Genomic DNA, 23,500 nt, shown 5'->3' with positions numbered 1-23,500 from the left:
TTCATGGCGAAAGATTCGAGAAGAAAGGAAATCCAAATTCCGTCACGTTACGCTGCGTGACGGGATCTTTTTTTTTCGAATCGCCGCAATGAACAGCAGCAAGAGAGGCAGAAGCAATCCGTGCGCGATCGTGTAGGGGATCCAGGTTTTAGTATCCCATGTTTGCTCGTAGATCGTATTTGGGTAGACTCGATTGGCAAAGACGTACATAATCATGCCAAGAGGCAGGACAAGGAAACGATTATCGCTAACATGGAATGCGCGAGCGATGCCGGCTACGGCTGAATAATAGTAGATGCAGGTTTTATAATACATGCCGGTCAGCCAAATCCCGGCCACAACGACTTCGATATGCTGCAGAAAACCGCCCAAATTGATTTTTTGCGCCAACAAATAACTGACATATGTATACTTTGCCGCCTGATCCGAACCTAGCGCCAAAATATTCAACAGCATGACCAGCACCATAATCGTTCCGCCGATGAATATGGCGATTCGCAGCGACCTTGCCATGGAGAGCGGCCTGGATAAGCCGGCCGGGACGAACATCAGAAAAACGACCAAAGGAAGAAAAGAAATGCCGTTGTACGACAGCGCTCCGCGAAGATGCGGTTTGATCCCCGTTTCGAAGATCGGCATCATATTGTCCATACGCACCAATGGGAGGCCGAATAAAAAGAAAAGAGCCAATAACCCGACAAACACAGGGAACGCGAGTTCAGCTGAGCGGGCCAACGTTTCGATGCCGGTACGCGATCCCATATATACGATGATCACAAACATCAGATTCACGATTTTGAGCGGCGTGTCCGGCATAACCTCCGTAACGAGAAAATTGCCGACAACCCAAACGACCGTCGCCGCGGAGATGACCCCGAAGCTGGCGAACCACAAGGTAGCCGCTTTGCCTACCCATTTGCCGAGCAGCGCTTCGCACATTTCGGCAATGGTCAGCGCTGGGAATCGTTTCGCAAGCGAGGCGTATAACCCCCCGAGCAAGAGCCCTTCCACCGTGCCGATGATTACCGTAATCCAGGCATCCTGTTTTGCTTCTGCCGTCAGACCCGACGGAGTAATCAGAATCGTTGTGCCGACGGTGAATAGAATGACCAAGATAACAAACTGACGGGAACTTATTTTTTCTTTTCCGGACATCGGTCCTCCACCCTCCCGGAACGTTTCCGAATCGTATCGACCACAAGGAGCAGCACGGGGAAAAACAATCCGTACGTCAGCATATACGGCGTCCAGTAGAGCGAAACGAATTTGTCGAAATACGGGCGGTTCGGCACAAAAACGAGCGCCACCACCAATACGATCATGCTGAACGGCAAGGCAAGGGAACGATGGGACTCCAGCGCGAACACATGGGATAGCCCCTTCGTGACGGCATAATAAAGAACGGCGACTTTGACATACAACGTAATAAACCACATGATCGCCATAATCGCTTCGATCCGCTCAAAAAAATTCCCTACGCTAATTTTTTGCGCTAACGTATAACTCGGATACGCATAGATGACCAACTGTTCGCCGTTCAGCACCATCAATGAGACAGCCGTGAAAATCGCGATAATGACCGTGCCGGCGAGCATGCCGAGCTTGAACGTTTTGGCCGCTTGACGGACCCGGTTGACATGCGGAAATACCATCAGAAGGGCGACCGTTTCCAGCAAGTTGCCCAAATATTTGATATTCCCGGACAAAATCCGCTTCATTCCCGTGCCGAGGATGGGCTGCAGGTTCATCGCATTCATCTGCGGAGACGAGAACAAGATCAAGATCACAAAAAGCAACATAAACCAAGGCATAGCCAGCTCGAACGTTCGGGCTAACGATTCAATGCCCGATCGCACGCCCAAGACGACAATTGCCGCGAATAAAAGCATAATCACTTCGATAGGTGTTTCTACCATAATTTGGGTTGTCACAAAATCGCCTAATTCCATCAACATGATCGCGGCATCCGTCAGGAAGAAAGAAATGAACAGCAAAGCGACCGCCTTGCCGAGCCAAGCGCCTAATATTCGCTCGCTGATCTGCGTGATCGCGAATGAGGGATATCTTTTGCCAAGCGCCACGAAAAGAGAAGCCATCAGCAAGCCTTGGCCGATGCTGAGAATGGCCGCGATCCATGCGTCTTGCTTCGCTTCCTCCGTAATCCAGGAGGGAACGTACAGGACGGCATCCCCAACGACAAATAACATGACGACGATCGTAAATTGCCGAGCGCTTATTTTGCCGATCTCCATCCGCAGCTCACCTTCTTTATGCCAATCGAATCTTACTTCAATATTCCGTATAACAAATCGCTAAGGGGCTTATACATGACGGCGATCCAATCGAGCGGGTTGGGCATATTCCAATTGAGCGCTTCCGCGATATTAAGGCCTATTCCGCAAAGGAGCAGTACGCTAAACATCCAAAGCTCTTTTTTGCGCTTCTGTTTCAATAGCGCGGGCACGTCAATAAAGATGATGATCACTGCCGCCACGATAACGATAAGGATCGCTCCCACTCGGAATTACTCCTTTTCTTCCGATTTTTCGGTTTCGCGATGAACCGAATCGACTACTTTTCCGGTTCGGCGAATTTTGACGTCAACTTTAGTTGTTACCGTCAAGGCCGGGAATTCTCGATCCCAATCCGGCTTTAGTTTTTTCCATAAAGTCGGATCTCCGCGGTGGATTGCCTGACCGAATCCGAAAATATCGGATTTGTATTTTTTTTGGGCTTGCGACACCGCTTCCTTTACTTCTTGTTGAATCGTCCGCTCCGTTTGCCGCTCCAGTTCATAAATGTTCTTCGTATCGGTAATATCGATATTGCATTCGACTTCCCCAACGTTGCCTTCTGCAGTAATATCAATCGTTACATGCGGATGACCGTTTTTAGCGCTGCCCTTCATTTTCGTTTTGCTTCGCAATAATTCAATGATGGCCTTTCCGCCTTCCTTGCAGGGGACTTGGCTGATTGTTCCGGAAACGTTGTCCGTGATGTAATTGAACCCGCGGCTTGCTTTTTCGTCCAGCCAACCGATTAATTTATCGTTCTTGAACACGCCGATCGAAGCAAGCTTCAGAAACGTGAACGGATGAATGGATTTAAAGCTTTGTTCCGATTGGCCCTTTTTCGAATCAGTCGTAAATTCAATGCCGCTTAGCACCGGCTCTTTGCCGGGCTTGGTCAAGTCCGCGATAAACTGATCCAAATGGACGGCGATGCTGGACCCGAAGTTTTTTTCGGTATTCTGCAAGCTTTTGTACATTTCGTTGCTTGGTATTTTTTCCAGCATGACGAAGGAGCTCAATATATCCATTGCTTTGACGTTGCGGGAAATTAGCACATAAAAATCCGGCCGCATCTCGTGATCCCGAAAAAAAAGATCGAGCACGTCTTTGACGCCTTCCTTCGCTACTTGTTCACTCAAGATGAGTACCCGAATGTGCGAAAAATACATTTTCCGCGGCGATAGCATCGTCATTTTGCGTACGCCCTCGAATACGGTGTTCGAGGTCACGCTCGCCGTCGTTACCGGTGCGCGAGGCAGTCCCGTAGGGGCTTTTTGCGCAATTTCGCTCGGGTTGATCACTTGTGTCGATAGCAAGTATTTGCCTTTTTCCTTATCGATGCCGAACCCCGTTACGATCCCCAAATCGTTCAATTCCCTGCGGCTCCAGCACCCGGAGACGACTGCGGCCGCAAGCAAGAGCAGGATCGCGATGGCAACATTCCGTCTCATTTCCGAATCATCCTTTCATGCTGCATTATTCCGAATCCGGCTTGGGGGACGATGTGTGCTCGCGAACGATTTTTTTTTGACTGACGAGCCGAGGACGGGTATGCATCGCCCAGAGCGGAAAGCGGAATATCGTATCTTTCTGGTCGTCGGCATTAAATGGAGCGAGCGGAGCCATATAGGGAATGCCAAACGACCGCAAGCTGGACAAATGAAGCGATAGGGTGATGAGCCCGATAAATATGCCGTACAGCCCGAAGCTCGCCGCGAGTGCCATTAACCCGAAGCGCAGCATCCGCACCGGGATGGCCATCGAGAACGAGGGGAAAACAAAGCTCGCAATCGCGGTGATGGACACGACGATGATCATGGCGGACGACACGAGGCCGGCCTGCACGGCTGCTTCTCCAAGCACGAGCGCGCCCACGATGGATATGGCGGGTCCGATTGCCCTAGGCATGCGAATTCCGGCTTCACGCAATATTTCGAACGTGAATTCCATCAAATACGCTTCGACCGCTGCCGGGAAAGGCACGCCTTCGCGTTGTGCGGCGATGCTGATCATCAGCGTTGTCGGGAGCATTTCCTGATGAAACGTTGTAATCGCGATGTACAACGAAGGAGCGAGCAGCGTAATAAAGAATGAAATGACTCTAAGCATACGGATAAGGCCAAAGTCGCTTCGATGGTAATAATCTTCGGGCGATTGGAAAAATTGCACGAACAGAACCGGTACGAGCAATACGACAGGCGTACCGTCTACGAGAATGGCAACTCGGCCTTCGAGCAGGTTGGCGGCGACGGAATCGGGACGTTCCGTATTATAAATGGTCGGAAACAGCGTGAACGTTTCATCCTGAATCAATTCCTCGATATTGCCGCTTTCCAGGATATAATCGATACGGATTCGATCCAATCGACGGCGTACTTCTTCCACGACTTGATCGCTTACGATTCCTTTCACGTACATGATCGCGACATCCGTCTGGGTAATTTCGCCGATCCGCTTTGTTTCCAGCCATAACCTCGGATCCTTGATGCGGCGGCGAACTAACGCGGTATTCGTGCGCAAGTTTTCCGAGAACGCTTCCCTCGAGCCGCGTACGACGGTTTGAACGGAGGCTTCTTGAACGCCGCGATCCTCCCAATCCCGGGTACATGCAATAATGCCATGAGGGGAGCCGTCGACCAGCAGAATCGTATCTCCCGACAAGAGATTTAGAAACAAGGTTGAAAAATCGCTTACGTCTCGAATGGCGCCAAGCGTCAAAGCGGATTCCCTCAGAAATTCAATCGTTTTCTCCGCAGTGCCGGCGCCGATGTTGGAATTGTGTTTCACATCGGCGTTTCCGCTTTCTTCGCTTTGCCGGAGCATAATCGTTTCGAGGAAACTGTTAATCGTAGCGTTGTTCGCCAACCCGTCGGTATACAGCGTCGCCGCCCTATGGCCGCCGGACGCACCGATGCGAAATTCGCGAATCACGAGATCGGTGCTGTTGCCGAGCGTTGCTTTCACGTGATCGATGTTCTGATCCAGCCCGGCATGCAACGGATCTGGAAGATTCGGAGCCGGTTCGCTATGAATTTTGTTCCTGTTTCTCGTTGTTTGTTTGAGCAAATACCGGAACGTGTCGTTGAAACTGGATTTGTTCATAAGTCACCCCGTTCGGTTGGAATGGAAGGTGACCATATTTTTGGCATGTGCAGGAAAAAATATGTATGTAGAAGAGGAGGGGATGGAGGGGCTGGTTCAATAACAGCCCAAAAGTTTCAGTAGTCGGCAGTATCTGCGGAGACGATCCCTTCGCAAAGAGTGACGATTCGGTCATATTGGCCGGCCATTTCTTCGGTGACGTGGCTCGATACGAGCACGACGGCTCGCTCCGCTTCATATTGAAGAAGCTCGAGCAGCTTATTGCGCTGCTCGATATCGAGGCTGACGAACGGTTCGTCCAGCAGCAGAAACGAGGGGGAGCCGAGGAACGCCTGCGCAATCATGGCGAGCCTTTGATGTCCGACGGAGCAATTCTGAAGCTTGTCATGCCAAATGTGCGTCAACCCGAACATTCGGCTTATTTTGTGAAGCTCCGAATCCACCGTGTTTTGCTCCAGACATTTAAGCCCTGCGATATAACCGAGATAATCCCGAATCGACATCTCGGGGTAAATGGCTATTTCTTGAGGCGAGTAGCCCGTATGCCTGCGTGCCTCAAACGGCAGGAGGGGGATGCAGTCGAGTTCGTATGCGACCTTTCCTTTTTTCGGAGTATATATTTGCGCCAATGTTTTGATGAGCGTGCTTTTTCCGGAGCCGTTAGGACCGATCAACCCGTTCAGCCCTCTATGGAATACGAGATCGATCGGCCCGAGCATGCTGCGGCCGGCCCGATCGGCGACGTTGATTCGATGCATCGTCAAGTTCATGATGTGCGTCCTTCCCCGAATGCCGGCACCCCAAGCTTGCGGATTTTGTTCCATAATACGGCGAATAGCAGCACGATGATCAGACAACCTGCGATTTTGCTTTGCAGCCACAGCGCGTTCGTATTTTTGCTGAACAAATACAATATGCCGAGGTGCTTATTCATGACCAGCTGCACCATCCATAAAGCGAGCGAGCTGATCAGACCGGCATATAAGCCCGAATAAAGCATAACCGCAAGCGCCGTAAAGCTAGTTACGCCTAGCGGGACGAGCCAGCTGAATATAAAAGCGGCAAACCCTTGATTGCCGGCGATGGGGATAGAGAACAATAGCGCAATCGCAATGTCGTATACGACCACAAGCGTTAACCGGCCGAAAATAAGCTGTACGGGCGACAACGGCATCGACATTTCCAGTTGAAACATCGGCGTCCCGTATGAGCGGAAAGCAAAGCATACACTTAGCGCCGCGAGCAGCGGTGCCGTGAACAGAAACGGTTGAACGGCGGATTCGTCAGCCGCAAAACGGTCGAGCAGTAAGCCTAACGCCGCGATACATAACGAAGCGAGCCAAAAAGCGCCTTTAAACAAGTTCAGATGAGGTTGGATGATAAGCAGTACGCGTGCGGACTTTCGCATCGTTTCGACGAATGTCGGCTTACGCTCCGACTCCCATCGTTTGCCGAGCAGGGATGCTAAATCCGCCGTTTCCTTCGTTGCAGGTGTCGGAACCGTATACCGTTCCAGCTTGTCGATCGCATTGGCAATTTCGCGGCGCGACTGCTCGTTTCGATCCTGATCCTCGAGATCATTCCAAATCGTCTCTTTATCGATCATGTCCGCTCCTCCTTGCGCTTGAATAGTTTGCTGCATTTCGCTCCTCAGCCGGGTGTTCGCTTCCGATCAACTGATTGAGCTGTTTGATGGCCTGATACAATCTGGTTTTGGCCGTCCCGAGCGGTACGTTTAATATTTCGGCGATCTCCGCCAATTTCAACTCCTGATAAAACCGCAATACGATGAGCTGGCGCCGTTCCTCGTCCAATCTTTGCAGCGCCCGGACGACCATTTCCCGTTCCGTCTGTTTTTCGTAGATGAGCGCGACGTTGTCGCTAGCCGGGAATAGCTCCAGCTCGGCAACTCCAGCCATTTCAATGCGGTTGGATGCTTTGCGCCAATGATCCCGGCATAGATTGGTCGCGATTTTATAAATCCAAGGTCGGAACGACAAGGGCAGCCTTTTTTTGCGGACAGCTTCCATCACTCTTACGAAGCATTCCTGAGCAAGATCCTCCGCCGTCGTTCCCGAGCCTACCATTCGGTGCAAATAGGTTTGTATGGCGGCATGATAACGAAATACGAGCGTTTCCAACGCGGTTCCGCTTCCTTTGCTCATTTCCAGGAGCAGTTCCTCGTCCGTCATGTGGTTCCTCCTTCTCTGTATCGGTTAGCAGGTTATTTCTTTTGTTTTGTAAAATACGATCTTCGCGTAAATAGCCATACGCTGATGAGCAGCGCAAGGAAAGACATCGCAAGCAGCGCGAATCTGTTCGAATATAAAGACGATCTGTCCGTGAAGGTTGCGGCGAACAGATAATAACGTTGCGTGATGCCGCCGCGCGATAAAAGTTCCAGAAGCCAATACAATAACGGTGCGCTTAATCCACCGACATAACTTCTGAAGGCGAGCGTCGCGAGCATGGCGAGATTGCCGAGCCAAAGCGCCGGCGGCAGCATTTCTAGCGTAAAAGAACCGAGTGGGATCGGTAAAACGCCGATATGGACAATTAGGGCGGAAACTGCGTATAGAACGAGCAGCAGTACCGTTCCGATCCCCCACCGCTGCAGCACGAGCATGCCGTTGCGGGTAGGGAGGGACATGAGCCATTGGGGGATTCCCGGTTCCATTTCTTCCGCGAATAGCTGCGACATGATCAAAATGGCGGCAAGCGGCAGCATCAGCTCGAAAAAGGCTGTCATATGAACGAGCTGTACCGACTCGACGAAACGCAATCGATCCAGCAGAAAAGCGGCGGCAACCAGGAACGCGGCGATTCCGGCGGATGCCCAGACGAGAGCGGACGAAATGATTTTACAATGCAGCAGCCATCGGTTCATCGGTTCACCGCCTTGTTCGACAAAATGCCGGCCACATCCAGCTTCGACTGGGGATCGGATTGCAATGCGTCGACCAACGCTCGAATAAGCATCTCGCTATGTTCGGGGGTTTCCTTGGCAATCGAGTCCAGCAACGGCTGCACGGCGGATGTATCGAACTCTTGCGCATCATCCCATGGCATAGCATAGGGTTTATCGTTCGTTTGTTTGATTAAATAAGCGGCGATGGCCGTTTTCAGTATGAATTCATTGGTCCGGCTCAGCGGTTTCGCAAACAACGCGCTCGACCGGATCAGCTGCGGAATCGAGCGGCTTACTGCTTCTTCGTCGGTATTCAATCCGCTGAAGACATAAGAACTGATGCCGACAACCCCGCCCGCTGCGCCGTAGTCATTCAAATATCCGGCATGTATCCAGTCACTGGCCACCATCGTTACGCTAGACTCAGTCGCGGGAACGGCAGACAATCGGTTAAACAATAACCTTGCCTCGTGATAATAAGCGACGATTCTCGCGGTATATTTTTTATCGTTTAATTCATTCACGATGGCTCTCGTCCGAATGCCGTTTGATTCCTTGATCACTTCGATTAATGGGCCGCCCCACAAATTCAGGCTGTCCGATAAGCCTTCGTAACGGATAGATTGCTTGTTATTGCCGTTCTCGGAACGGCTCACCGTATCCAGATTGCTGAACAGCCGTGTCGTGCCCGGGTAGGTGACGGATAACGTAAACAGGCTGGGCTGGGCGTTATCCAAGCGCGGGTACCAGTTGGAAGCAGCCGGCAGATTCACCTGGTACCGGTTGGCGAAGTGAACCGGAAACAACATGCCATCGTGTGTCAGAATAAACTCGGAAACTTTTCCTTCGTATTTCATGCCGATCGTTCGCTCTCGATCACCTTGATTGTCAGCGGATGTTTCCGGCAATTCAAGACGAACCTTGTTGCCCGATTGTTCGAATGAGGCCTCTTTTCCTTCGATTGCGATCTCCGAAACGCGGAGCTGCCCGTTTAATCGGAAATCTAACCGACGATCAGAGCCATCGGCTATTCCGGCATCAGTCTGAACCTTCATTTCTGCATGCATGACGAGTTTTTCGCCAGACTCATAACTCATCGAGATCTTATAGGCGCTGACATACGGCGAATTGCCGGGTATCGACGATTGCATCTCGGATTGCTGCGACTGGTCGGGCAGATCAGGCTTAGCGGACATAGCGGGCTTTGCAGGCAACGATTGTAAGGCTTGTTCGTTTTTCGTTTGAATGTGAGCGTACATGGCCAAGAAGGCGGCAATGGTACATAGGATCGGCACGGTAGCGTTCCGACGGACGAACCATTCTTTCCGTATCCGTGCTGCGGAAACGACGGTCAGACCGATCAAACCGATTCCGATCAGCGCGTAGAACGCGCGGTGATACCAGAAGGAAGCATCGTGCGAAAAACCGAACAGATCGTCGAAATAACCCATGCTTTTAAAATCGAATAAAAGAAAGTTCGGAATTAATCTGGCGGATACCGGCAGGTTTGGGGCAATAACCAGCATGCCGACATAAATATGCACGAAATAAATGAAAAATCCGAAAATATAACCGATTCGGCTCTTGATCCAAGTGCCGATCGCCCAGCCTAGCGCGAGCGCATATACCATTGGAAAAGCGGTTGCCGCCAAATATAGCGCCGGATACCATTCCGCCTCCGGAAAACGGGTGACCTTGAACCAGACGAATAAGGCGACGGGCACGAGAGAGAGGCCGATAAAAGGAACCGAATATACGGCAAAACGCGCCGATTGCTGCTGTCCGGAGCTGTAAGGCTGGCTGCCGATCAATTTATCGATCCCAACCGACTTATCTCTGCGGGCAGCGTAGATGCCGACGATAACGGCAAGCACGCCAAGCACACCCACGTACATAAACTCGAATTGGTGCAAGTAATAAGCGATATTTTGCGACCAGCTTGCGGAATTGTGGACAAGCAGGGCGTGCCCTGCACCGAGCATAAGGAAAAGCCAAACCAACGGACCACGCACGAAAATACGCCATTCTGTGGAGGCAAGCACGAACCAGCTACGCATGCGCATCACTTCCCGCGAGAAAGATGTAGGCATCTTCAAGTCCGGCAGTCGCACGCTCGGCACCTGGAAACGGCATCGTTTCCGATACAAGCCTCAGCTCGTAGCCACCGGATGTTTTGCGGCGGCTCACGACCTTTCCGTTCAGTTTATATAGATAAACTTCGTCTTCACGTACCGTTCCGCTCCATACTTTACTCTCAACTCTGGCTATCATTTCATCGGGCGTGCCTTGAAAGGTGACTTTGCCTTTATTCAGGACGGCCAACCGGCTGCAGCTCGTTTCGATATCGGCAACAATATGCGTGGATAACAATACGATTCGTTCAAGACTCAGCTCTTCGAGCAGATTCCGGAAACGAATGCGCTCTTCGGGGTCGAGACCGGCTGTCGGCTCGTCGACGATGATCACTTGCGGATCGCCGATAAGTGCTTGCGCGATTCCGATCCGCTGCTTCATGCCGCCGGAGTATGACTTTATTTTCTGCTTGGCTTTGTCAGCGAGATTGACTTTGTCCAGCAATTGCTTCACGATCAAACGTCTGGCGCCGACGTCGTGAACGCCTTTTAATACCGCGATATAATTCAGAAACTCTTCGCCGGTCAGTTTGGCGTATAATCCGAACGTTTGGGGCAAATAACCGAGCAGACGCCGAATATGCTGATCGTCCTTGCCGATTCGATAGTCGCCGATCCGCACTTCGCCGCTCGTCGGGGGCAATACGGTCGCTAATATTTGCATTAATGTGCTTTTCCCGGCACCATTGGGTCCGAGCAGCCCGAACATGCCGTTATGTATCGACAAATGAACTTCTTGTAGCGCTTTATGACCTTTGCCGTATTGCTTGCATAACGATTCGATTTCGATTCGCAAATGGATTTCCTCCGTTCGTCGATATTTGGAAGCACCCATTACGACGGACATGCCGGAAAAAAGTTTGTGCCGTACAATAAAAAAATGAGGCCAAACGGCAAAAAGAAAAGCGCATGCTCGTTGCATGCGCTGCGGGATAACCTTAAGTCCGGCTTACAGGTCGCCCCAGTTCAGGTTGGATGATTTGCTGTAGTTCGTCACTTTTTGCTCGAAGAAGTCGGTCTTCATGCCGTTCATGTTGCTGAAGCTTTCGACCCATTTCATCGGATGCTCGACGATTTCCGGATACAGAATATCGAGGCCGAGCTTTCTCAGTCTTTCATTGGACAAGAACTTGATATACGAGTCGATGATCTCGTCCGTCAGGCCAGGAATCTGGTTGTTGCAGATGTATTGGCCCCAAGTAATCTCGTTCTCGACGGCGGTTTTCATCATTTGACGCAGTTCTTCAACCAGAACCGGCGTGAACAGCTCCGGATTTTCCTTGCGGACTTCGCGGAAGATGCCTTGGAACAGGGCCAGGTGCGTCAGCTCGTCGCGTTGGATGTATTTGATCTCGGAGACGGTGCCGAGCATTTTGCCTTGGCGTCCGAGGGCGTAGAAGAAGCTGAAGCCGCTGTAGAAATAGATGCCTTCGAGAATATAGTTGGCCATGATCGTTTTGATCAGGTTTTGCGCCGACGGATCGGCGATGAAGTTTTCGTACAGGTCGGTGATGAACCGGTTCCGTTTCAGCAGATGCTTGTCTTCGCGCCACAGGTTGTAAATTTGGTCGCGCACCTCCGCCGAGCAGACGCTATCGAGAATGTACGAATAGCTTTGGCTGTGCACCGCTTCCTGGAACGTATGCACCGTCAGGCAAAGGTTTACCTCCGGTGCCGTAATGTACTCGTTGACGTTTGGCAGGTTCGCCGTTTGCAGCGAGTCGAGGAAGATCAGGAAGCTGATGATTTTATCGTAGCTGTTACGTTCGGAGAGCGACAGATTTTTATAGTCTTTGGCGTCTTGCGCAAGCGGGATTTCTTCCGGAATCCAGAAGTTGTTCATCATCGTCCGATACATTTTGGTCGCCCACTCGTATTTTACGTTGTTCAATTCGATCAGGTTCGTCGTATTGCCGCCGATCATCCGGCGTTTGCCCCAATCGCGGTCGCCTTCTTCGTTGAACAGTTTTTTCTTTTGCAATTCCATGGTTCAATTCCTCCTGCGGATATAGATCAGACAAGATGCCATCATCACGGTACGACTGTGACGATGGCATTGTTGTTGTTGATCGAATGTATTTTAGTGTTCCCGAATTACCTGGAATGCTCACGATTAGGCGGAGCAGCTGACGCAGTCTTCCACCTCTAAGCTCTTATTGCGGCAGTAGTAGACCGTTTTTAAGCCTTTCTCCCATGCGAGCATGTAGAGATCGAGGAATTCTTTGGCCGTAATTTCCGGCGTAATGTATAAGTTGAACGATTGCGCTTGATCGATGTGGCGCTGGCGTTTGCCTGCGGCGAGGATGCTCCACTTCTGATCGATGTGGTGCGCTTCCTTGTAGAACCAGAACGTTTCCGGCGACAGGCTTGGCGCCGTTTGCGGGATAACCGCGTTTTTCTTCTCTTCGACGAAAAACTTGCTGAAGATCGGATCGATTCCGGCCGTCGAACCGGAGATGAGCGATGTCGAAGCGGTTGGCGCAATCGCGAACATCCATGCGTTACGTACGCCGTGCTGAGCGACTTCGGCTTTCAGCGCGAGCCATTCCGGACTGTCGTAGCCGCGGGAAGCGAAATATTCGCCGGTTTGCCATTCGCTGCCTTCGAATACCGGATAAGCGCCTTTTTCCTTGGCGATTTCCATCGAAGCTTTGATCGCGCAATAGTTGATCCACTCGTACAATTCGTCGGCCGCCGTCAGGTGCTCCTCGGATTCCCAAGTGATCTTGTTCAAGGCGAGCCATTGGTGGTAACCGCTCGTGCCAAGACCGACGGCGCGGTATTTCTTATTCGTAATTTCCGCCTGCGGCACAGGGTAATGGTTCAGGTCGATAACGTTATCCATCATCCGCATTTGGCACGATACGACGCGTTCGATTTCTTCCTTCGACGTCGTGCGTCCCAGGTTGAGCGACGACAGGTTGCAGACGACGAAATCGCCGCTTTTGGAACGGGACGTAATGATGCCGTCTTCGTGCGTTGTCGTTTCGAATTCCGTTGCGCTCATGTTCTGGCAAATTTCCGTACACAGGTTGGAGCAATAAATAACGCCTTTATGCTTGTTCGGATTCGCCTTGTTGACCGTATCACGGAAGAACAGGAACGGCGTTCCGGTTTCGAACGAGCTGGCGAGAATTTTTTTCATGATGTCGATCGCCGGCACCTCGTCCTTCGACAAGCGGTCGTTCGCGACGCACTCTTCGTAGCGTCTTTCGAATTCATCGCCGTACGAGTCCTCGATGGAATATCCCATGATCGAGCGGACCTCGTGCGGATCGAACAAATACCATGATTCGCGTTCTTCCACCTTGCGCATGAACAGGTCGGGGATGCAGATGCCCGGGAAGATGTCGTGCGCCTTCATCCGGTCGTCGCCGTTGTTCGTTTTCAAGTTCAGGAAGTCGAAAATATCTTTATGCCATACGTCCAGATAAATCGCGACCGCGCCGGAACGAACGCCGAGCTGGTCGACGGCGATGGCCGTGTTGTTGTAGTTTTTCACCCAAGGGATGACGCCGCCCGCAACGCCTTTGTATCCGCGAATATTGGAGCCGCGGCTGCGCACTTTGCCGATGTAGATGCCCATGCCGCCGCCGAACTTCGACACTTGCGCGAAGCTTTGGTCGACGTTGTAAATGCCCCACAAGTTGTCCGGCACCGTGTCGATAAAGCAGGAGGACAGCTGGTGGAACGGCTTGCGCGCATTGGCGAGCGTCGGCGTGGCGACGGTCATTTGCAGGCTGCTGAGCACGTCGTAGAACTGCTTCGCCCATTTGACGCGATCCTGCTCCTTCATGGCCAGGTGCATCGCAACGCCCATGAACAGTTCCTGCGGCAGCTCGAGAATTTCGCCGTCCAAGCCTTTGATAATATAGCGATCGGACAATGTCTTCAGCCCGATATAGTTGAACAGATAGTCGCGCTCCGGCACGATGTACGAGCCGAGCTCGCGAATTTCCTCGCGGGAATAATGTTTCAGTATATAATCGCCGTAGCGGCCCTTCTCCGTTAAATATGTAATCAGGGAGTAGAAGTCGCCATAGCCGAAATATCCGTATTTGCGATTGATAGCCGCTTCCTTGTACAAATCGTAAACAAGCAGCTTGGCAGCGACATATTGCCAGTTCGGCTGCTCGATGCTCGTTCTTTCGACGGCGACCTGAATGAGCGTCCGTTGAATTTCTTTGGTCGATATATTGTTGCGGAAATGCGGGAGAAGCGCGGTTTCGAGCTCCAGCGCGTCGACGCCTTCAAATCCGTCGCATGCAAAATCGATAACTTTTTTCAGTTTGGAAAATATGAGTTCTTCCTTTTGGCCGTTACGTTTAATAATATCCATTACCCGACTCCTCTTTTCCCGGTATAAAAATAATAGCGAATTATAGTATAACACGGCTGCAGAATCGCTGCGAATCGAAGTTTCAGACTGTGAGATACACAATATGTAGATGCAGCATTAATAAAATACACCAATATATTGTGTAAGTCAAGGATTGACAAGGAAGATGGTAAATTCGAATCATTTTTAGTACACTGTTAAAAAAAGCTTGACTTCAAGAAGAGAAATTGGGAATTGCGCGATGACAAGGAGGCGGGCATTTTGAAAAAATATTACACGCTGCGGGAGGCCAATGAACTGCTCCCGGCGTTAAGGCAATCGCTTGAGGAAATTCAGCGGATTAAAGGGCAATTCAACGACAAATACGAGCATCTGCGCAAGCTGAAAGTAGAAGGCGCAGAGTATGCCGCCGGCGGGCATGCGAGCGCCAGGGAGGACGAGCGTTTCATGCTGGAGTGCGAGCTCGAGTTTCTGCAAATCGAAGCGAAGGCGCACATACAAAGCTTCGAGATGAATGGCGTGGAATTAAAGGATATCGACTTTGGACTGATCGATTTTCCGGCGCTGGTCGACGGCGAAGAGGTGCTGTTATGCTGGAAGCAAGGGGAGGAGCGGATCTCGCATTACCACGGCTTGCATGACGGTTTTGCCGGCCGCAAAAAAATCGCGGACGAATCGTAGTTCGCGAGGGAAAGGAAATGAATCTGTCATTATGAATCTATTCGTTGATCATAAGCTGCTGTCAAACCGAAAATTTTCCGCGGTCGCCATGGTTCTGTTCATGCTGCTGCTTCTCGTGGCGTTCCCGATGCGCGCCAGCGCGCACGCTTCGCTCACGAATGCGGTCCCCGAAGCCAATTCGCGGCTCTCGCAAGGACCGGGGCAAATTGTGCTGGAATTTAACGAACGGCTGGAGAAGGAGCTGTACTCGATTACCGTGCTGGATTCGAGCGGGAGATCCGTTACGGGACAGGCTGCGGCAATGAACGAAAATCAACACGGCATCTCGCTGCAGGTGCCGAACTTGGGCGAAGGCGTATACGCCGTATCGTATCACGTAATCTCGGCCGACGGCCACCCGGTAGACGGCTCCTACGTGTTTACGGTCGGCAATCCGCCGCCGGGCAAGGATGCATCCTTGTTCGACGTTCACAAGCAGCTCGGCCATGAAGGGCATGAGGCGCATGAGCTCGGCAGCCAGCTGACCGTCGAGCAGTTTCTCGTGTTCGCTTCGCGCGTGCTGTATTACGCGGCACTGCTGTTTTTGCTTGGCTTTGTTATTTGGAACGCGTTTTTCGGGCCGCAGACGGAGGAGCTGCGCCGCACGTTCCGCGCTTGGGGCTTGCAGCTGCAGCGCGTCCAATTGCTTGCGCTGCTGGCGCTTGTGTTCTTGCAAAGCCGGGAATTGCTTGCCGGCCAGCCGACGAGCGAGTGGCTGAAGCTGTATACGGGAACCGGCGTCGGCATCTCGTGGCTGATCTCCGCCGTGCTGACGCTGCTCGGCTTCGTGCTGCTCATGCGCAGCCGCTGGCTGGACGCCGCGTGGGTCGTGGCGATGGCCGCCGCGAAGAGCATGAGCGGCCACGCCTCCTCGTACGAGCCGAAGGCGCTCGTCGCCGCGCTCGACGCGGTGCATCTGCTGGCCGCGTCGCTGTGGGCGGGCGGCGTGCTGCTCATCGCCGTCCTATGGCGCAGCCACCGCGAGGCGCTGGAGCGGTTCGCGCCGCGTTTCTCCGGCGCCGCGCTCGTATCGATCGCCGTACTCGCCGTATCGGGCGCCGTCATGACGCTGCTGTTCCTGCCGAGCCTCAGCTATTTGCTCTTTACGCAATGGGGGACGCTGCTCATCGCCAAGGTGACGGCCACGCTGCTGGTCGTTGCCGTCGGAGCGGGACTGCGCTGGCGTCTGAAGCGCCGCAGCCTCCGCTCGTCCGGGGGGCTGTTCAAAACCGACTTCGCGCTGCTATGCGTCATCGTTCTGATTGTCGGCCTGCTGACGTATTTAAGCCCGCTGCCGAGCAACAAGCCTCTCTACTGGCATGAAATGGGCAATACGCGCCATTTGAGCGTGGAGATTACGCCGAACGTTCCGGGTATTAACGAAATAACGGTGAAGGTGTGGCTGCCGCCGGACAAAGGCGAGCCGAAGAGAGTAACGCTATTGCTGACGCCGCTGGAAGGCAAGGAGGTCGCCCCGATCGAAGTGCCGATCGAGCCATACAAAGACGAGAAGGACGCAACGGATTTTACGGGCTTCAACAAATTCGACTACAAGGCGAAAGGGCCGTACATTCCGTTCCCGGGAAAATGGCTTGTCGAGCTGCATGTCACGGATCGCGATGACAATGAAGTGGTGAACGACAAGACGGAGATGCGCAACTACTAAAGGGACTCGGGCGGTTCGGTTCATACTTCCGCGTTGTCATGACACTCATGAGTAGCAGGCGGGTTGGGGGGAGGACAATTTGACTTATAAACAAATCAAATGGACGATTCTCATATTGCCGACGATGACGATCGGCGTTTGGGAATATGCGCGCCATACGTTCCTCGAGCCGTATATCTCCATGGAACTCGGCAACTGGCTGGCGACGATATTCGTCTTTGTCATTACGATCACGCTGATACGCAAGCTGTTCGCCATGCTGGAGAGCGGTCAGGAGGCGCTGCGGCAGGAACGGGGAATAAAGGCCGCGCTGGAGGAACGTGAGAAGATGGCCAGGGAGCTGCACGACGGCATTTCTCAATCGCTGTTTCTGTTATCGGTTAAACTCGACAGGCTGGAGGAAGCGCAGCTTACGCCCGACGGCAGGGAGCATGTGCACAACATCCGCAAGACGATCCGGCGCGTCTACGACGACGTCCGCCAGGCGATCGCGGGACTTCGGACGCCGCCCGCCCCGACCGAGCTGCAATGGTCGTTCTCGCTCCAATCGATGATCGAGGTGTTCGGGCGCGACACGGGGATCTCGGTCAAGCTGGAGTGGCTGTTGCCGGAGGAGGCGTTGACCTCCAAGGACAAGGTGGACCTGTTCGCGATTTTGCGCGAGGCGCTGCTGAATGTCCAGAAGCATGCGAAGGCGCGGCGAGTTTGGATCCGCTGCGAGCCTTATGGCGGGGGATGGGTATGCTCCATCGAGGACGATGGCGAGGGTTATACGCCGGATTCGCAGCAGCAGCCGTCCAAATTCGGCGTCAGCATGATGAAGGAAAGGGCCGAGCAGGCCGGATGGCGGTTCGAGCTGGCACGGATTCACGATCGAACCGTCGTCAAAATCAGGAAGGAGGAATCGCGATGAACGAAACGCCGGCGCAGCCGTTCCGTGTATTGCTCGTCGACGATCACGCCCATGCCCGCGAAGGAATGCGGGATATATTATCGTCGGATCCGGCTTTTGAAATCGTTGCCGAAGGGAAGAACGGAGAGGAAGCGATTGCGCTGACGGAGCGATATATGCCGGATCTCATTCTGATGGACATTTCGATGCCGGGCATGGACGGCCTGGAAGCGACCAAAGCGATCAAAGCGAGATATCCGTATGTCAAAATCGTCATGGTGACCGTTTCCGACGACATCACCCACTTGTTCGAGGCGCTCAAAAAAGGAGCGCAGGGGTACCTGCTCAAAAATTTGCAGCCGTCCGCCTGGAAGCAATATTTGCGCGAGATAGCTATTGACGAAGCGCCGATGTCGAAGGAGCTCGCCTTCCGGATTTTGCAGGAGTTCTCGCTTAAGGAACAGAAGCCGCCGAAGCCGTCGCCGCTCACGGGACGCGAACGGGAAATTCTGGAATTTGTCGCCAGAGGCGATTCCAACCGGGACATCGGGGAACGGCTTGCCATATCGGAGCATACGGTCAAAAATCATTTGAAAAACATTTTGCAAAAGCTGCATTTGGAAAACCGCGTCCAGCTTACGCGTTATGCCTTGGAGCGAGGCTGGGTCGACAAATAACGGGCACGGTTTCGTCACAGTTCAGTAACATCCATAGCCCTTTCGAGTCATAGCGGACGAATTTCGGACGCGATACACTAAGTCTGTGAAACATACTTAAACAAGAAAAGGTTGGGGTTCGTGATGAAACAAAAAATAACGATTTTGCTTGCCTGCTGTTTGTCGATGCTGCTGTTTGCGGGCATCGCAAGCGCGCACGTCGTCGTATATCCGCGGGAAGCGAAACAAGGCAGCTACGAAAAATTCATCGTCCGCGTACCGACGGAAGAGAAGGTCGCAACGACGAAGCTTCAAGTGAAAATTCCGGATACCGTTGAAATTTCGCGCGTCGAGCCGAAGCCGGATTGGAAATATGAATTTGAAAAAGACAGCACGGACAAAGTCGTGTCGATTACTTGGACGGCCACCGGCGCCGGCATCGGAGAAAATGAATTCGGCGAATTCGGCATGCAAGGCAAAGTCGGCAAGGATGCGAAGGAAATTGTTTGGAAAGCCTATCAAACATATGCCGACGGCAAAGTGGTGGAATGGACGGAGTCCGGCGAAAGCGCCAAATATCCGGCCTCCGTCACGAAGGTTGTCGCCGGGGACGGCTCGGAGCACGGACACGGCGCCTCGGACGATCAATCTGGCGCAGAAGGCTCTAAAAGCTCGGATAACGGAAATGACCCGACGGCGTTGTATGTTGCGGTTGCGGCATTGGTTGTTGCTCTGATTTCCCTCATCGTTAGCGTCGTGAAAAAGAAATAATCCTTTCGGAAAGAAGGAGACCGAATGATCTATGCGGCTATCGGCGTTATGATTGTTGCGTTAGTTGCTACTTTAGCTGTCGGACTATCCAAAGAGAATAAAAGCGAAAATGCGAGATACGTGAAAAACGTAAGGAAGAATATTACTCGTCTGACGGTCATTTATGTGATAACGATTGTTCTCTTAGTTGTGCTGTTGTTGTATTATGTACAATAGATCAGCTTATAGAGAAGGAAGATGAACATGATTTATATCGGTCTTGCAGGTTGGGGGGATCAAGACAGCTTGTACGCCGGGACGCCGGGCAAGGACAAGCTCGCCGCATATGCCGGTCATTTTCCGACCGTCGAAGTGGACAGTTCCTTCTACGCGATTCTGCCGGACAAAAATTACGGAAAATGGGCTGCGGAAACGCCAGCCTCTTTTTCGTTTGTCGTGAAAGCTTATCAGGGGATGACCGGCCATTTGCGCGGCGGTCATCCGTTCGCGGATGACGGCGATATGTTCCGGGCATTCCGCAGTTCGGTTCAGCCGATGCTGGATGCGGACAAAATGGCGGCGGTGCTGTTCCAATACCCGCCGTGGTTTGATTGCACGCGCGAGAACGTAGACAAACTGCGTTACGCCAAAGAAGCGATGGGCGATATTCCGGTTGCGCTGGAATTTCGTCACCAAAGCTGGTTTGCGCCGGATATGCGAGAGAAGACGCTCGCTTTTATGGAGCGGGAGGGCTGGATTCACTCCATCTGCGACGAACCGCAGTCGGGGGTCGGCTCCGTGCCGACAGTGCTGCATCCGACGGACCGGCGGATGACGATCGTCCGTTTTCACGGCCGCAACACGGCCGGCTGGAACAGTGAAGGCCGTGACCGGCAAAGCTGGCGTGAGGTACGGTATTTGTACCAATATAGCGAAGCCGAGCTGTTGGAGTGGAAAATATGGCTCCAGCAGCTTCAGGAGCAGTGCGAGCATGTGTATGTGGTGTTTAACAACAATTCCGGCGGCCATGCGGCCGGAAATGCGAAAGCGATGATGCGGCTGCTGGGCATCGAATACGGCGATCTTGCGCCGCGTCAGCTGGACTTGTTCGGGGAGGGTTTATTTTGAAGCTGCTATTGTCGTCACTTCAATGGGTTGCTTTCATCTTGGCAGCGAGTATCGTAACGCCAATCGCGATCGGGGGCGCGTTTCACCTGCCTCCGGACGAAATCGCAAGTTTATTGCAGCGGACCGTTCTGATCATCGGATTGTCCGGATTGCTGCAGGTGCTGTTCGGCCATAAGCTGCCGATATACGAAGGACCGGCAGGGTTATGGTGGGGCGTATTTCTAGTGTTCGCCGCACTCGCAACCTCGGGTGCGCTTCCGCTGCATACCGCGCTGGGGCAGCTGGAGTCGGGGATGCTGATTAGCGGCGCATTGTTCGTGCTGCTAGGCGTGTTCGGATGGATGGAGCGGGTGAAGAAGCTGTTTACCCCGCTTGTAACGGGCACATACTTGATTTTGCTTGTCGCCCAAATCGGCGGTTCGATCGTCAAGGGCATCGCCGGGGTCGGCTATCGGACGGCGGGCGTAGATTTGTTCGTTGCAGGCCCCGCGCTGCTCGTGCTTTTGCTGACGATCGTGCTGGCCAAAAGCCGGAACGCCTTTTTGCGAAGCTATTCGGTGCTCATCAGCTTGGCGGCGGGCTGGCTGCTGTTCATAGCGCTTGGGCTTGGCAAGGAGCTGCCGGCCGCCGGAGCATGGTTCAGCTTGCCGGTCATGTTCGAGTGGGGCTTGCCGCAATTTTCGCCGGGCATTACGGTGACGTCGCTGTTCATCGGCCTGCTGCTGCTGGCCAATATGATCGCATCGATCCAGGTTGTGGAGCAGGTGATGCCGAAGGAAGGCGATACCGGCACCGAATCGGGGGCCGCTCAGCCGGAAGGAGCGCATCCGGGGCCTAATCGATTGGACGCTGAACAATCCGAAGCAGCTCGGGCCGTCTCCTCCAAGCCGCCGGTAAACTACAACCGGACCAGCATCTGGATGGGAATCAACACGTGGCTGGCCGGAGTGTTTTCGGCGGTCGGCTGCGTACCGGTGTCCGGCACGGCGGGATTTATGGCGACGACGCGGCTGTTCGCCAAGCTGCCGTTTATCATCGCGTCGGTCTTTCTCATGGGGATCAGCTTTTTCCCGCCGCTGACCTCGTTTTTTGCGACGCTGCCGATGCCGATCGGCTACGCCACGCTGTTCATGCCGTTCGCCGGCATGATCGGCATTGGCCTCAAGTCGTACCGGTCGCTCGAGCTGAACGACCGGCAGCTGTTCGTTATCGGCATGGCGCTCATGGTCGGTATCGGCAGCATGTTTATTCCGGCTGATGCGATCGGATCGCTGCCTGACATGCTGAAGCCGATCGTCAACAACGGCCTCGTGCTGGGTACGGTGCTGTGCATCGCGATGGAGCAGGGCGGCCGCCTGGCGGAGCGCAGACGCAATCGCGAAGGCTCCGCATCCTAGAGGCGGGGCGTAAGAGGCTGGACGAGGTCTGACTGCAGCAGGGCGGTAATTTCAGCTAACATAGAAATTTTTGGCTGAAATTAAGAAACTTTTTTCTTAATTTTGAACTCGAAAACTCGAAAATGATCAAATTCAGAAATGAATTTCTGAAATTAGAAAAAAATTTCTGAATTTCGGAAAAAATTTTCTGAATTATTGATGATAAGCTTAAAACGACATCAAATTCAGAAAGTAGTTGCTTAATTTCAGAAACTTTTTTCTATGTGCATGCGAAAGTGGACCGAAGCATGGATTAAATTGTTGGTCGTTCAACTCCAAGGAGCTTTATTCTACTTTGTGTGCAAAATAAAAAAACCGGCAATCTTGTTAATGAACTGCACCCCACTTGTTAGACACAGTCCAACAAACGGAGGTGCAGATCAGATTGGCCGGTTTTTTATTTGTTGTTAGTGTTGCAGTGGGCTTAAATCGAACTTGCGAACTTGCCCCTAAGCCACTCGGCTTAGCCGATCCAAGCTTGCGGATGATCGTCGCTGACAAGGTCCGCAGCGTCCGCGTTGGCGTTCACTTGGGCGGCGTCTTTGCAGCCTGGGATGACGCATGTTACCGCCGGATGCTTCAAGCACCAAGCGAGCGCCCATTGCGCCAAGTTGACGCCTTCCGGCAGCTCGTTAAGGCGGATTTGCTCAACTTCCTGCAGCAAACGGTCGGTATGCTCGCGCCCATGGCTCTGCCGGACGTCGTTAGCCGCAAATTCCGCGCCGGGCTTATATTTGCCGCTTAGATAACCGCTGGCCAGCGGAACGCGCGCAAGAACGCCGAGGTTTTGCCGCTCGCACGACTCGAATACGCGCTCCTCGGGCTTGCGGTTCAACCGGTTGTACACGACTTGAATCGCCTCGGCGTTCAAACGCGATGCCGCATCGGTCTGGTGAATGTTGTCGTTGCTGCCGAGCGATATGCCGAGGTGGCGGATTTTGCCCGCTTGCACTTGTTTATCCAGCATCGTCCAGAGTGCATCGTTATCGAACGCTTCGTCCGGTCCGGAGTGGAACTGGTACAGGTCGATATAATCGGTACGAAGCGCTTTTAGTGACGATTCCAACTGCTGAAGCACCTCATCTGCCGACCAATGCGTCGTCCGGTCAAGATGATTATGGAACTTATGCCCGAATTTCGTCGCGATGACCCAATCCTCGCGTTTGTCGTTTTGTATGTACCCGCCGATTAAGGATTCGGACAGATGATCGCCGTAACACTCCGCCGTATCCAGCAGGTTAATGCCGCGCTCCTTGGCTTGGGACAGCACGGCGTCCGCTTCCTTCTGCGTATACGTCAGTCCCCACTCGCCGCCGAATTGCCATGTACCGACGCCGATGACGGATACCTTCAGCTCGGTGCTGCCCAGTTTGCGATATTTCATTTGTTCGACGCTCCCTTCAATCTATTCGTAATCTCTATTCCATTATACGCAATCGTAAAAAGTAGAGGCAAATTATTCAACCGAAGTGCTGATGAT

Annotated in this window: 21 protein-coding genes; 7 read left to right on the top strand and 14 right to left on the bottom strand. The window is 52.8% G+C overall.

Features of this window, described 5'->3' with window-relative positions; genetic code table 11:
* Window positions 1-42 precede the first annotated feature (42 nt).
* The 13 genes from AC0LWM_RS09360 to AC0LWM_RS09300 all read right to left on the bottom strand — a co-directional run bounded on the left by AC0LWM_RS09360 (window position 43) and on the right by AC0LWM_RS09300 (window position 14,772).
* Complete coding sequence (locus tag AC0LWM_RS09360) at window positions 43-1,155, bottom strand: GerAB/ArcD/ProY family transporter (protein ID WP_474674655.1); 1,113 nt, start codon at window positions 1,153-1,155, stop codon at window positions 43-45.
* Window positions 1,134-2,252, bottom strand: coding sequence for a GerAB/ArcD/ProY family transporter (locus AC0LWM_RS09355; RefSeq protein WP_474674654.1), 1,119 nt, complete (start codon window positions 2,250-2,252; stop codon window positions 1,134-1,136). Before AC0LWM_RS09355 ends, AC0LWM_RS09360 begins: the two co-directional genes overlap by 22 nt.
* Before the next feature lie 32 nt (window positions 2,253-2,284).
* Complete coding sequence (locus AC0LWM_RS09350; RefSeq protein WP_474674653.1) at window positions 2,285-2,518, bottom strand: hypothetical protein; 234 nt, start codon at window positions 2,516-2,518, stop codon at window positions 2,285-2,287.
* 6 nt (window positions 2,519-2,524) lie between these two features.
* Window positions 2,525-3,742, bottom strand: coding sequence for a Ger(x)C family spore germination protein (locus AC0LWM_RS09345; RefSeq protein WP_474674652.1), 1,218 nt, complete (start codon window positions 3,740-3,742; stop codon window positions 2,525-2,527).
* 25 nt (window positions 3,743-3,767) lie between these two features.
* Window positions 3,768-5,393 (bottom strand): spore germination protein, encoded by a 1,626-nt coding sequence (locus AC0LWM_RS09340; RefSeq protein ID WP_474674651.1) that lies wholly within the window; start codon window positions 5,391-5,393, stop codon window positions 3,768-3,770.
* A 116-nt stretch (window positions 5,394-5,509) separates the two neighbouring features.
* The gene (locus AC0LWM_RS09335; protein WP_474674650.1) at window positions 5,510-6,163 is read right to left on the bottom strand and encodes an ATP-binding cassette domain-containing protein; all 654 of its coding nucleotides are present in this window, start codon (window positions 6,161-6,163) and stop codon (window positions 5,510-5,512) included.
* Entirely contained in the window at window positions 6,160-6,999 is an 840-nt protein-coding gene (locus tag AC0LWM_RS09330) for a hypothetical protein (RefSeq protein ID WP_474674649.1), read from the bottom strand. The genes AC0LWM_RS09335 and AC0LWM_RS09330 overlap by 4 nt, the downstream gene beginning before the upstream one ends.
* Window positions 6,989-7,585, bottom strand: coding sequence for an RNA polymerase sigma factor (locus AC0LWM_RS09325; protein ID WP_474674648.1), 597 nt, complete (start codon window positions 7,583-7,585; stop codon window positions 6,989-6,991). Before AC0LWM_RS09325 ends, AC0LWM_RS09330 begins: the two co-directional genes overlap by 11 nt.
* Before the next feature lie 32 nt (window positions 7,586-7,617).
* Window positions 7,618-8,280 carry a hypothetical protein gene (locus AC0LWM_RS09320; RefSeq protein WP_474674647.1) on the bottom strand — a complete coding sequence of 221 codons (663 nt, stop codon included), beginning with the start codon at window positions 8,278-8,280 and terminating at the stop codon, window positions 7,618-7,620.
* Window positions 8,277-10,358 (bottom strand): ABC transporter permease, encoded by a 2,082-nt coding sequence (locus AC0LWM_RS09315; RefSeq protein WP_474674646.1) that lies wholly within the window; start codon window positions 10,356-10,358, stop codon window positions 8,277-8,279. Before AC0LWM_RS09315 ends, AC0LWM_RS09320 begins: the two co-directional genes overlap by 4 nt.
* Window positions 10,351-11,229: an ABC transporter ATP-binding protein gene (locus AC0LWM_RS09310; protein WP_474674645.1), complete on the bottom strand. Its 879-nt coding sequence runs from the start codon at window positions 11,227-11,229 to the stop codon at window positions 10,351-10,353. The genes AC0LWM_RS09315 and AC0LWM_RS09310 overlap by 8 nt, the downstream gene beginning before the upstream one ends.
* 153 nt (window positions 11,230-11,382) lie before the next feature.
* Window positions 11,383-12,420 (bottom strand): ribonucleotide-diphosphate reductase subunit beta, encoded by a 1,038-nt coding sequence (locus AC0LWM_RS09305; RefSeq protein WP_474674644.1) that lies wholly within the window; start codon window positions 12,418-12,420, stop codon window positions 11,383-11,385.
* Between the two features lie 126 nt (window positions 12,421-12,546).
* Window positions 12,547-14,772: a ribonucleoside-diphosphate reductase subunit alpha gene (locus tag AC0LWM_RS09300; RefSeq protein WP_474674643.1), complete on the bottom strand. Its 2,226-nt coding sequence runs from the start codon at window positions 14,770-14,772 to the stop codon at window positions 12,547-12,549.
* Window positions 14,773-15,033: 261 nt separating this feature from the next.
* Between AC0LWM_RS09300 and AC0LWM_RS09295 the strand changes: the two genes are divergently transcribed.
* From AC0LWM_RS09295 to AC0LWM_RS09265, 7 genes are all read left to right on the top strand, one after another.
* Window positions 15,034-15,453, top strand: a complete 420-nt coding sequence (locus AC0LWM_RS09295; RefSeq protein WP_474674642.1) for a DUF2203 domain-containing protein — start codon at window positions 15,034-15,036, stop codon at window positions 15,451-15,453.
* 31 nt (window positions 15,454-15,484) lie between these two features.
* Window positions 15,485-17,158: a copper resistance CopC/CopD family protein gene (locus tag AC0LWM_RS09290; protein WP_474674641.1), complete on the top strand. Its 1,674-nt coding sequence runs from the start codon at window positions 15,485-15,487 to the stop codon at window positions 17,156-17,158.
* Window positions 17,159-17,237: 79 nt separating this feature from the next.
* Window positions 17,238-18,071 carry a sensor histidine kinase gene (locus tag AC0LWM_RS09285; RefSeq protein ID WP_474674640.1) on the top strand — a complete coding sequence of 278 codons (834 nt, stop codon included), beginning with the start codon at window positions 17,238-17,240 and terminating at the stop codon, window positions 18,069-18,071.
* Window positions 18,068-18,727 carry a response regulator gene (locus AC0LWM_RS09280; RefSeq protein ID WP_474674639.1) on the top strand — a complete coding sequence of 220 codons (660 nt, stop codon included), beginning with the start codon at window positions 18,068-18,070 and terminating at the stop codon, window positions 18,725-18,727. The genes AC0LWM_RS09285 and AC0LWM_RS09280 overlap by 4 nt, the downstream gene beginning before the upstream one ends.
* Before the next feature lie 123 nt (window positions 18,728-18,850).
* Window positions 18,851-19,477: a YcnI family copper-binding membrane protein gene (locus tag AC0LWM_RS09275; protein ID WP_474674638.1), complete on the top strand. Its 627-nt coding sequence runs from the start codon at window positions 18,851-18,853 to the stop codon at window positions 19,475-19,477.
* A 243-nt stretch (window positions 19,478-19,720) separates the two neighbouring features.
* A complete protein-coding gene (locus tag AC0LWM_RS09270) occupies window positions 19,721-20,584 on the top strand; it encodes a DUF72 domain-containing protein (RefSeq protein WP_474674637.1) in 864 nt (287 codons plus the stop codon).
* Window positions 20,581-21,981: a purine/pyrimidine permease gene (locus AC0LWM_RS09265; RefSeq protein ID WP_474674636.1), complete on the top strand. Its 1,401-nt coding sequence runs from the start codon at window positions 20,581-20,583 to the stop codon at window positions 21,979-21,981. Before AC0LWM_RS09270 ends, AC0LWM_RS09265 begins: the two co-directional genes overlap by 4 nt.
* Window positions 21,982-22,483: 502 nt before the next feature.
* Here AC0LWM_RS09265 and AC0LWM_RS09260 read toward each other — a convergent pair.
* A complete protein-coding gene (locus AC0LWM_RS09260) occupies window positions 22,484-23,404 on the bottom strand; it encodes an aldo/keto reductase (RefSeq protein WP_474674635.1) in 921 nt (306 codons plus the stop codon).
* Window positions 23,405-23,500 lie beyond the last annotated feature (96 nt).

It is taken from the genome of Paenibacillus sp. sgz302148 (genome assembly GCF_056120465.1).
Note: the sequence above shows the minus strand (reverse complement) of the source record. Positions and strands in the feature narration are given on the sequence as shown.

Coding starts and splice junctions, on each gene's coding strand:
- AC0LWM_RS09360 (WP_474674655.1), bottom strand. CDS start 1,155: ATGTCCGGAAAAGAAAAAATAAGTTCCCGTCAGTTTGTTATCTTGGTC.
- AC0LWM_RS09355 (WP_474674654.1), bottom strand. CDS start 2,252: ATGGAGATCGGCAAAATAAGCGCTCGGCAATTTACGATCGTCGTCATG.
- AC0LWM_RS09345 (WP_474674652.1), bottom strand. CDS start 3,742: ATGAGACGGAATGTTGCCATCGCGATCCTGCTCTTGCTTGCGGCCGCA.
- AC0LWM_RS09340 (WP_474674651.1), bottom strand. CDS start 5,393: ATGAACAAATCCAGTTTCAACGACACGTTCCGGTATTTGCTCAAACAA.
- AC0LWM_RS09335 (WP_474674650.1), bottom strand. CDS start 6,163: ATGAACTTGACGATGCATCGAATCAACGTCGCCGATCGGGCCGGCCGC.
- AC0LWM_RS09330 (WP_474674649.1), bottom strand. CDS start 6,999: ATGATCGATAAAGAGACGATTTGGAATGATCTCGAGGATCAGGATCGA.
- AC0LWM_RS09325 (WP_474674648.1), bottom strand. CDS start 7,585: ATGACGGACGAGGAACTGCTCCTGGAAATGAGCAAAGGAAGCGGAACC.
- AC0LWM_RS09320 (WP_474674647.1), bottom strand. CDS start 8,280: ATGAACCGATGGCTGCTGCATTGTAAAATCATTTCGTCCGCTCTCGTC.
- AC0LWM_RS09315 (WP_474674646.1), bottom strand. CDS start 10,358: ATGCGTAGCTGGTTCGTGCTTGCCTCCACAGAATGGCGTATTTTCGTG.
- AC0LWM_RS09305 (WP_474674644.1), bottom strand. CDS start 12,420: ATGGAATTGCAAAAGAAAAAACTGTTCAACGAAGAAGGCGACCGCGAT.
- AC0LWM_RS09300 (WP_474674643.1), bottom strand. CDS start 14,772: ATGGATATTATTAAACGTAACGGCCAAAAGGAAGAACTCATATTTTCC.
- AC0LWM_RS09290 (WP_474674641.1), top strand. CDS start 15,485: ATGAATCTATTCGTTGATCATAAGCTGCTGTCAAACCGAAAATTTTCC.
- AC0LWM_RS09280 (WP_474674639.1), top strand. CDS start 18,068: ATGAACGAAACGCCGGCGCAGCCGTTCCGTGTATTGCTCGTCGACGAT.
- AC0LWM_RS09275 (WP_474674638.1), top strand. CDS start 18,851: ATGAAACAAAAAATAACGATTTTGCTTGCCTGCTGTTTGTCGATGCTG.
- AC0LWM_RS09270 (WP_474674637.1), top strand. CDS start 19,721: ATGATTTATATCGGTCTTGCAGGTTGGGGGGATCAAGACAGCTTGTAC.
- AC0LWM_RS09260 (WP_474674635.1), bottom strand. CDS start 23,404: ATGAAATATCGCAAACTGGGCAGCACCGAGCTGAAGGTATCCGTCATC.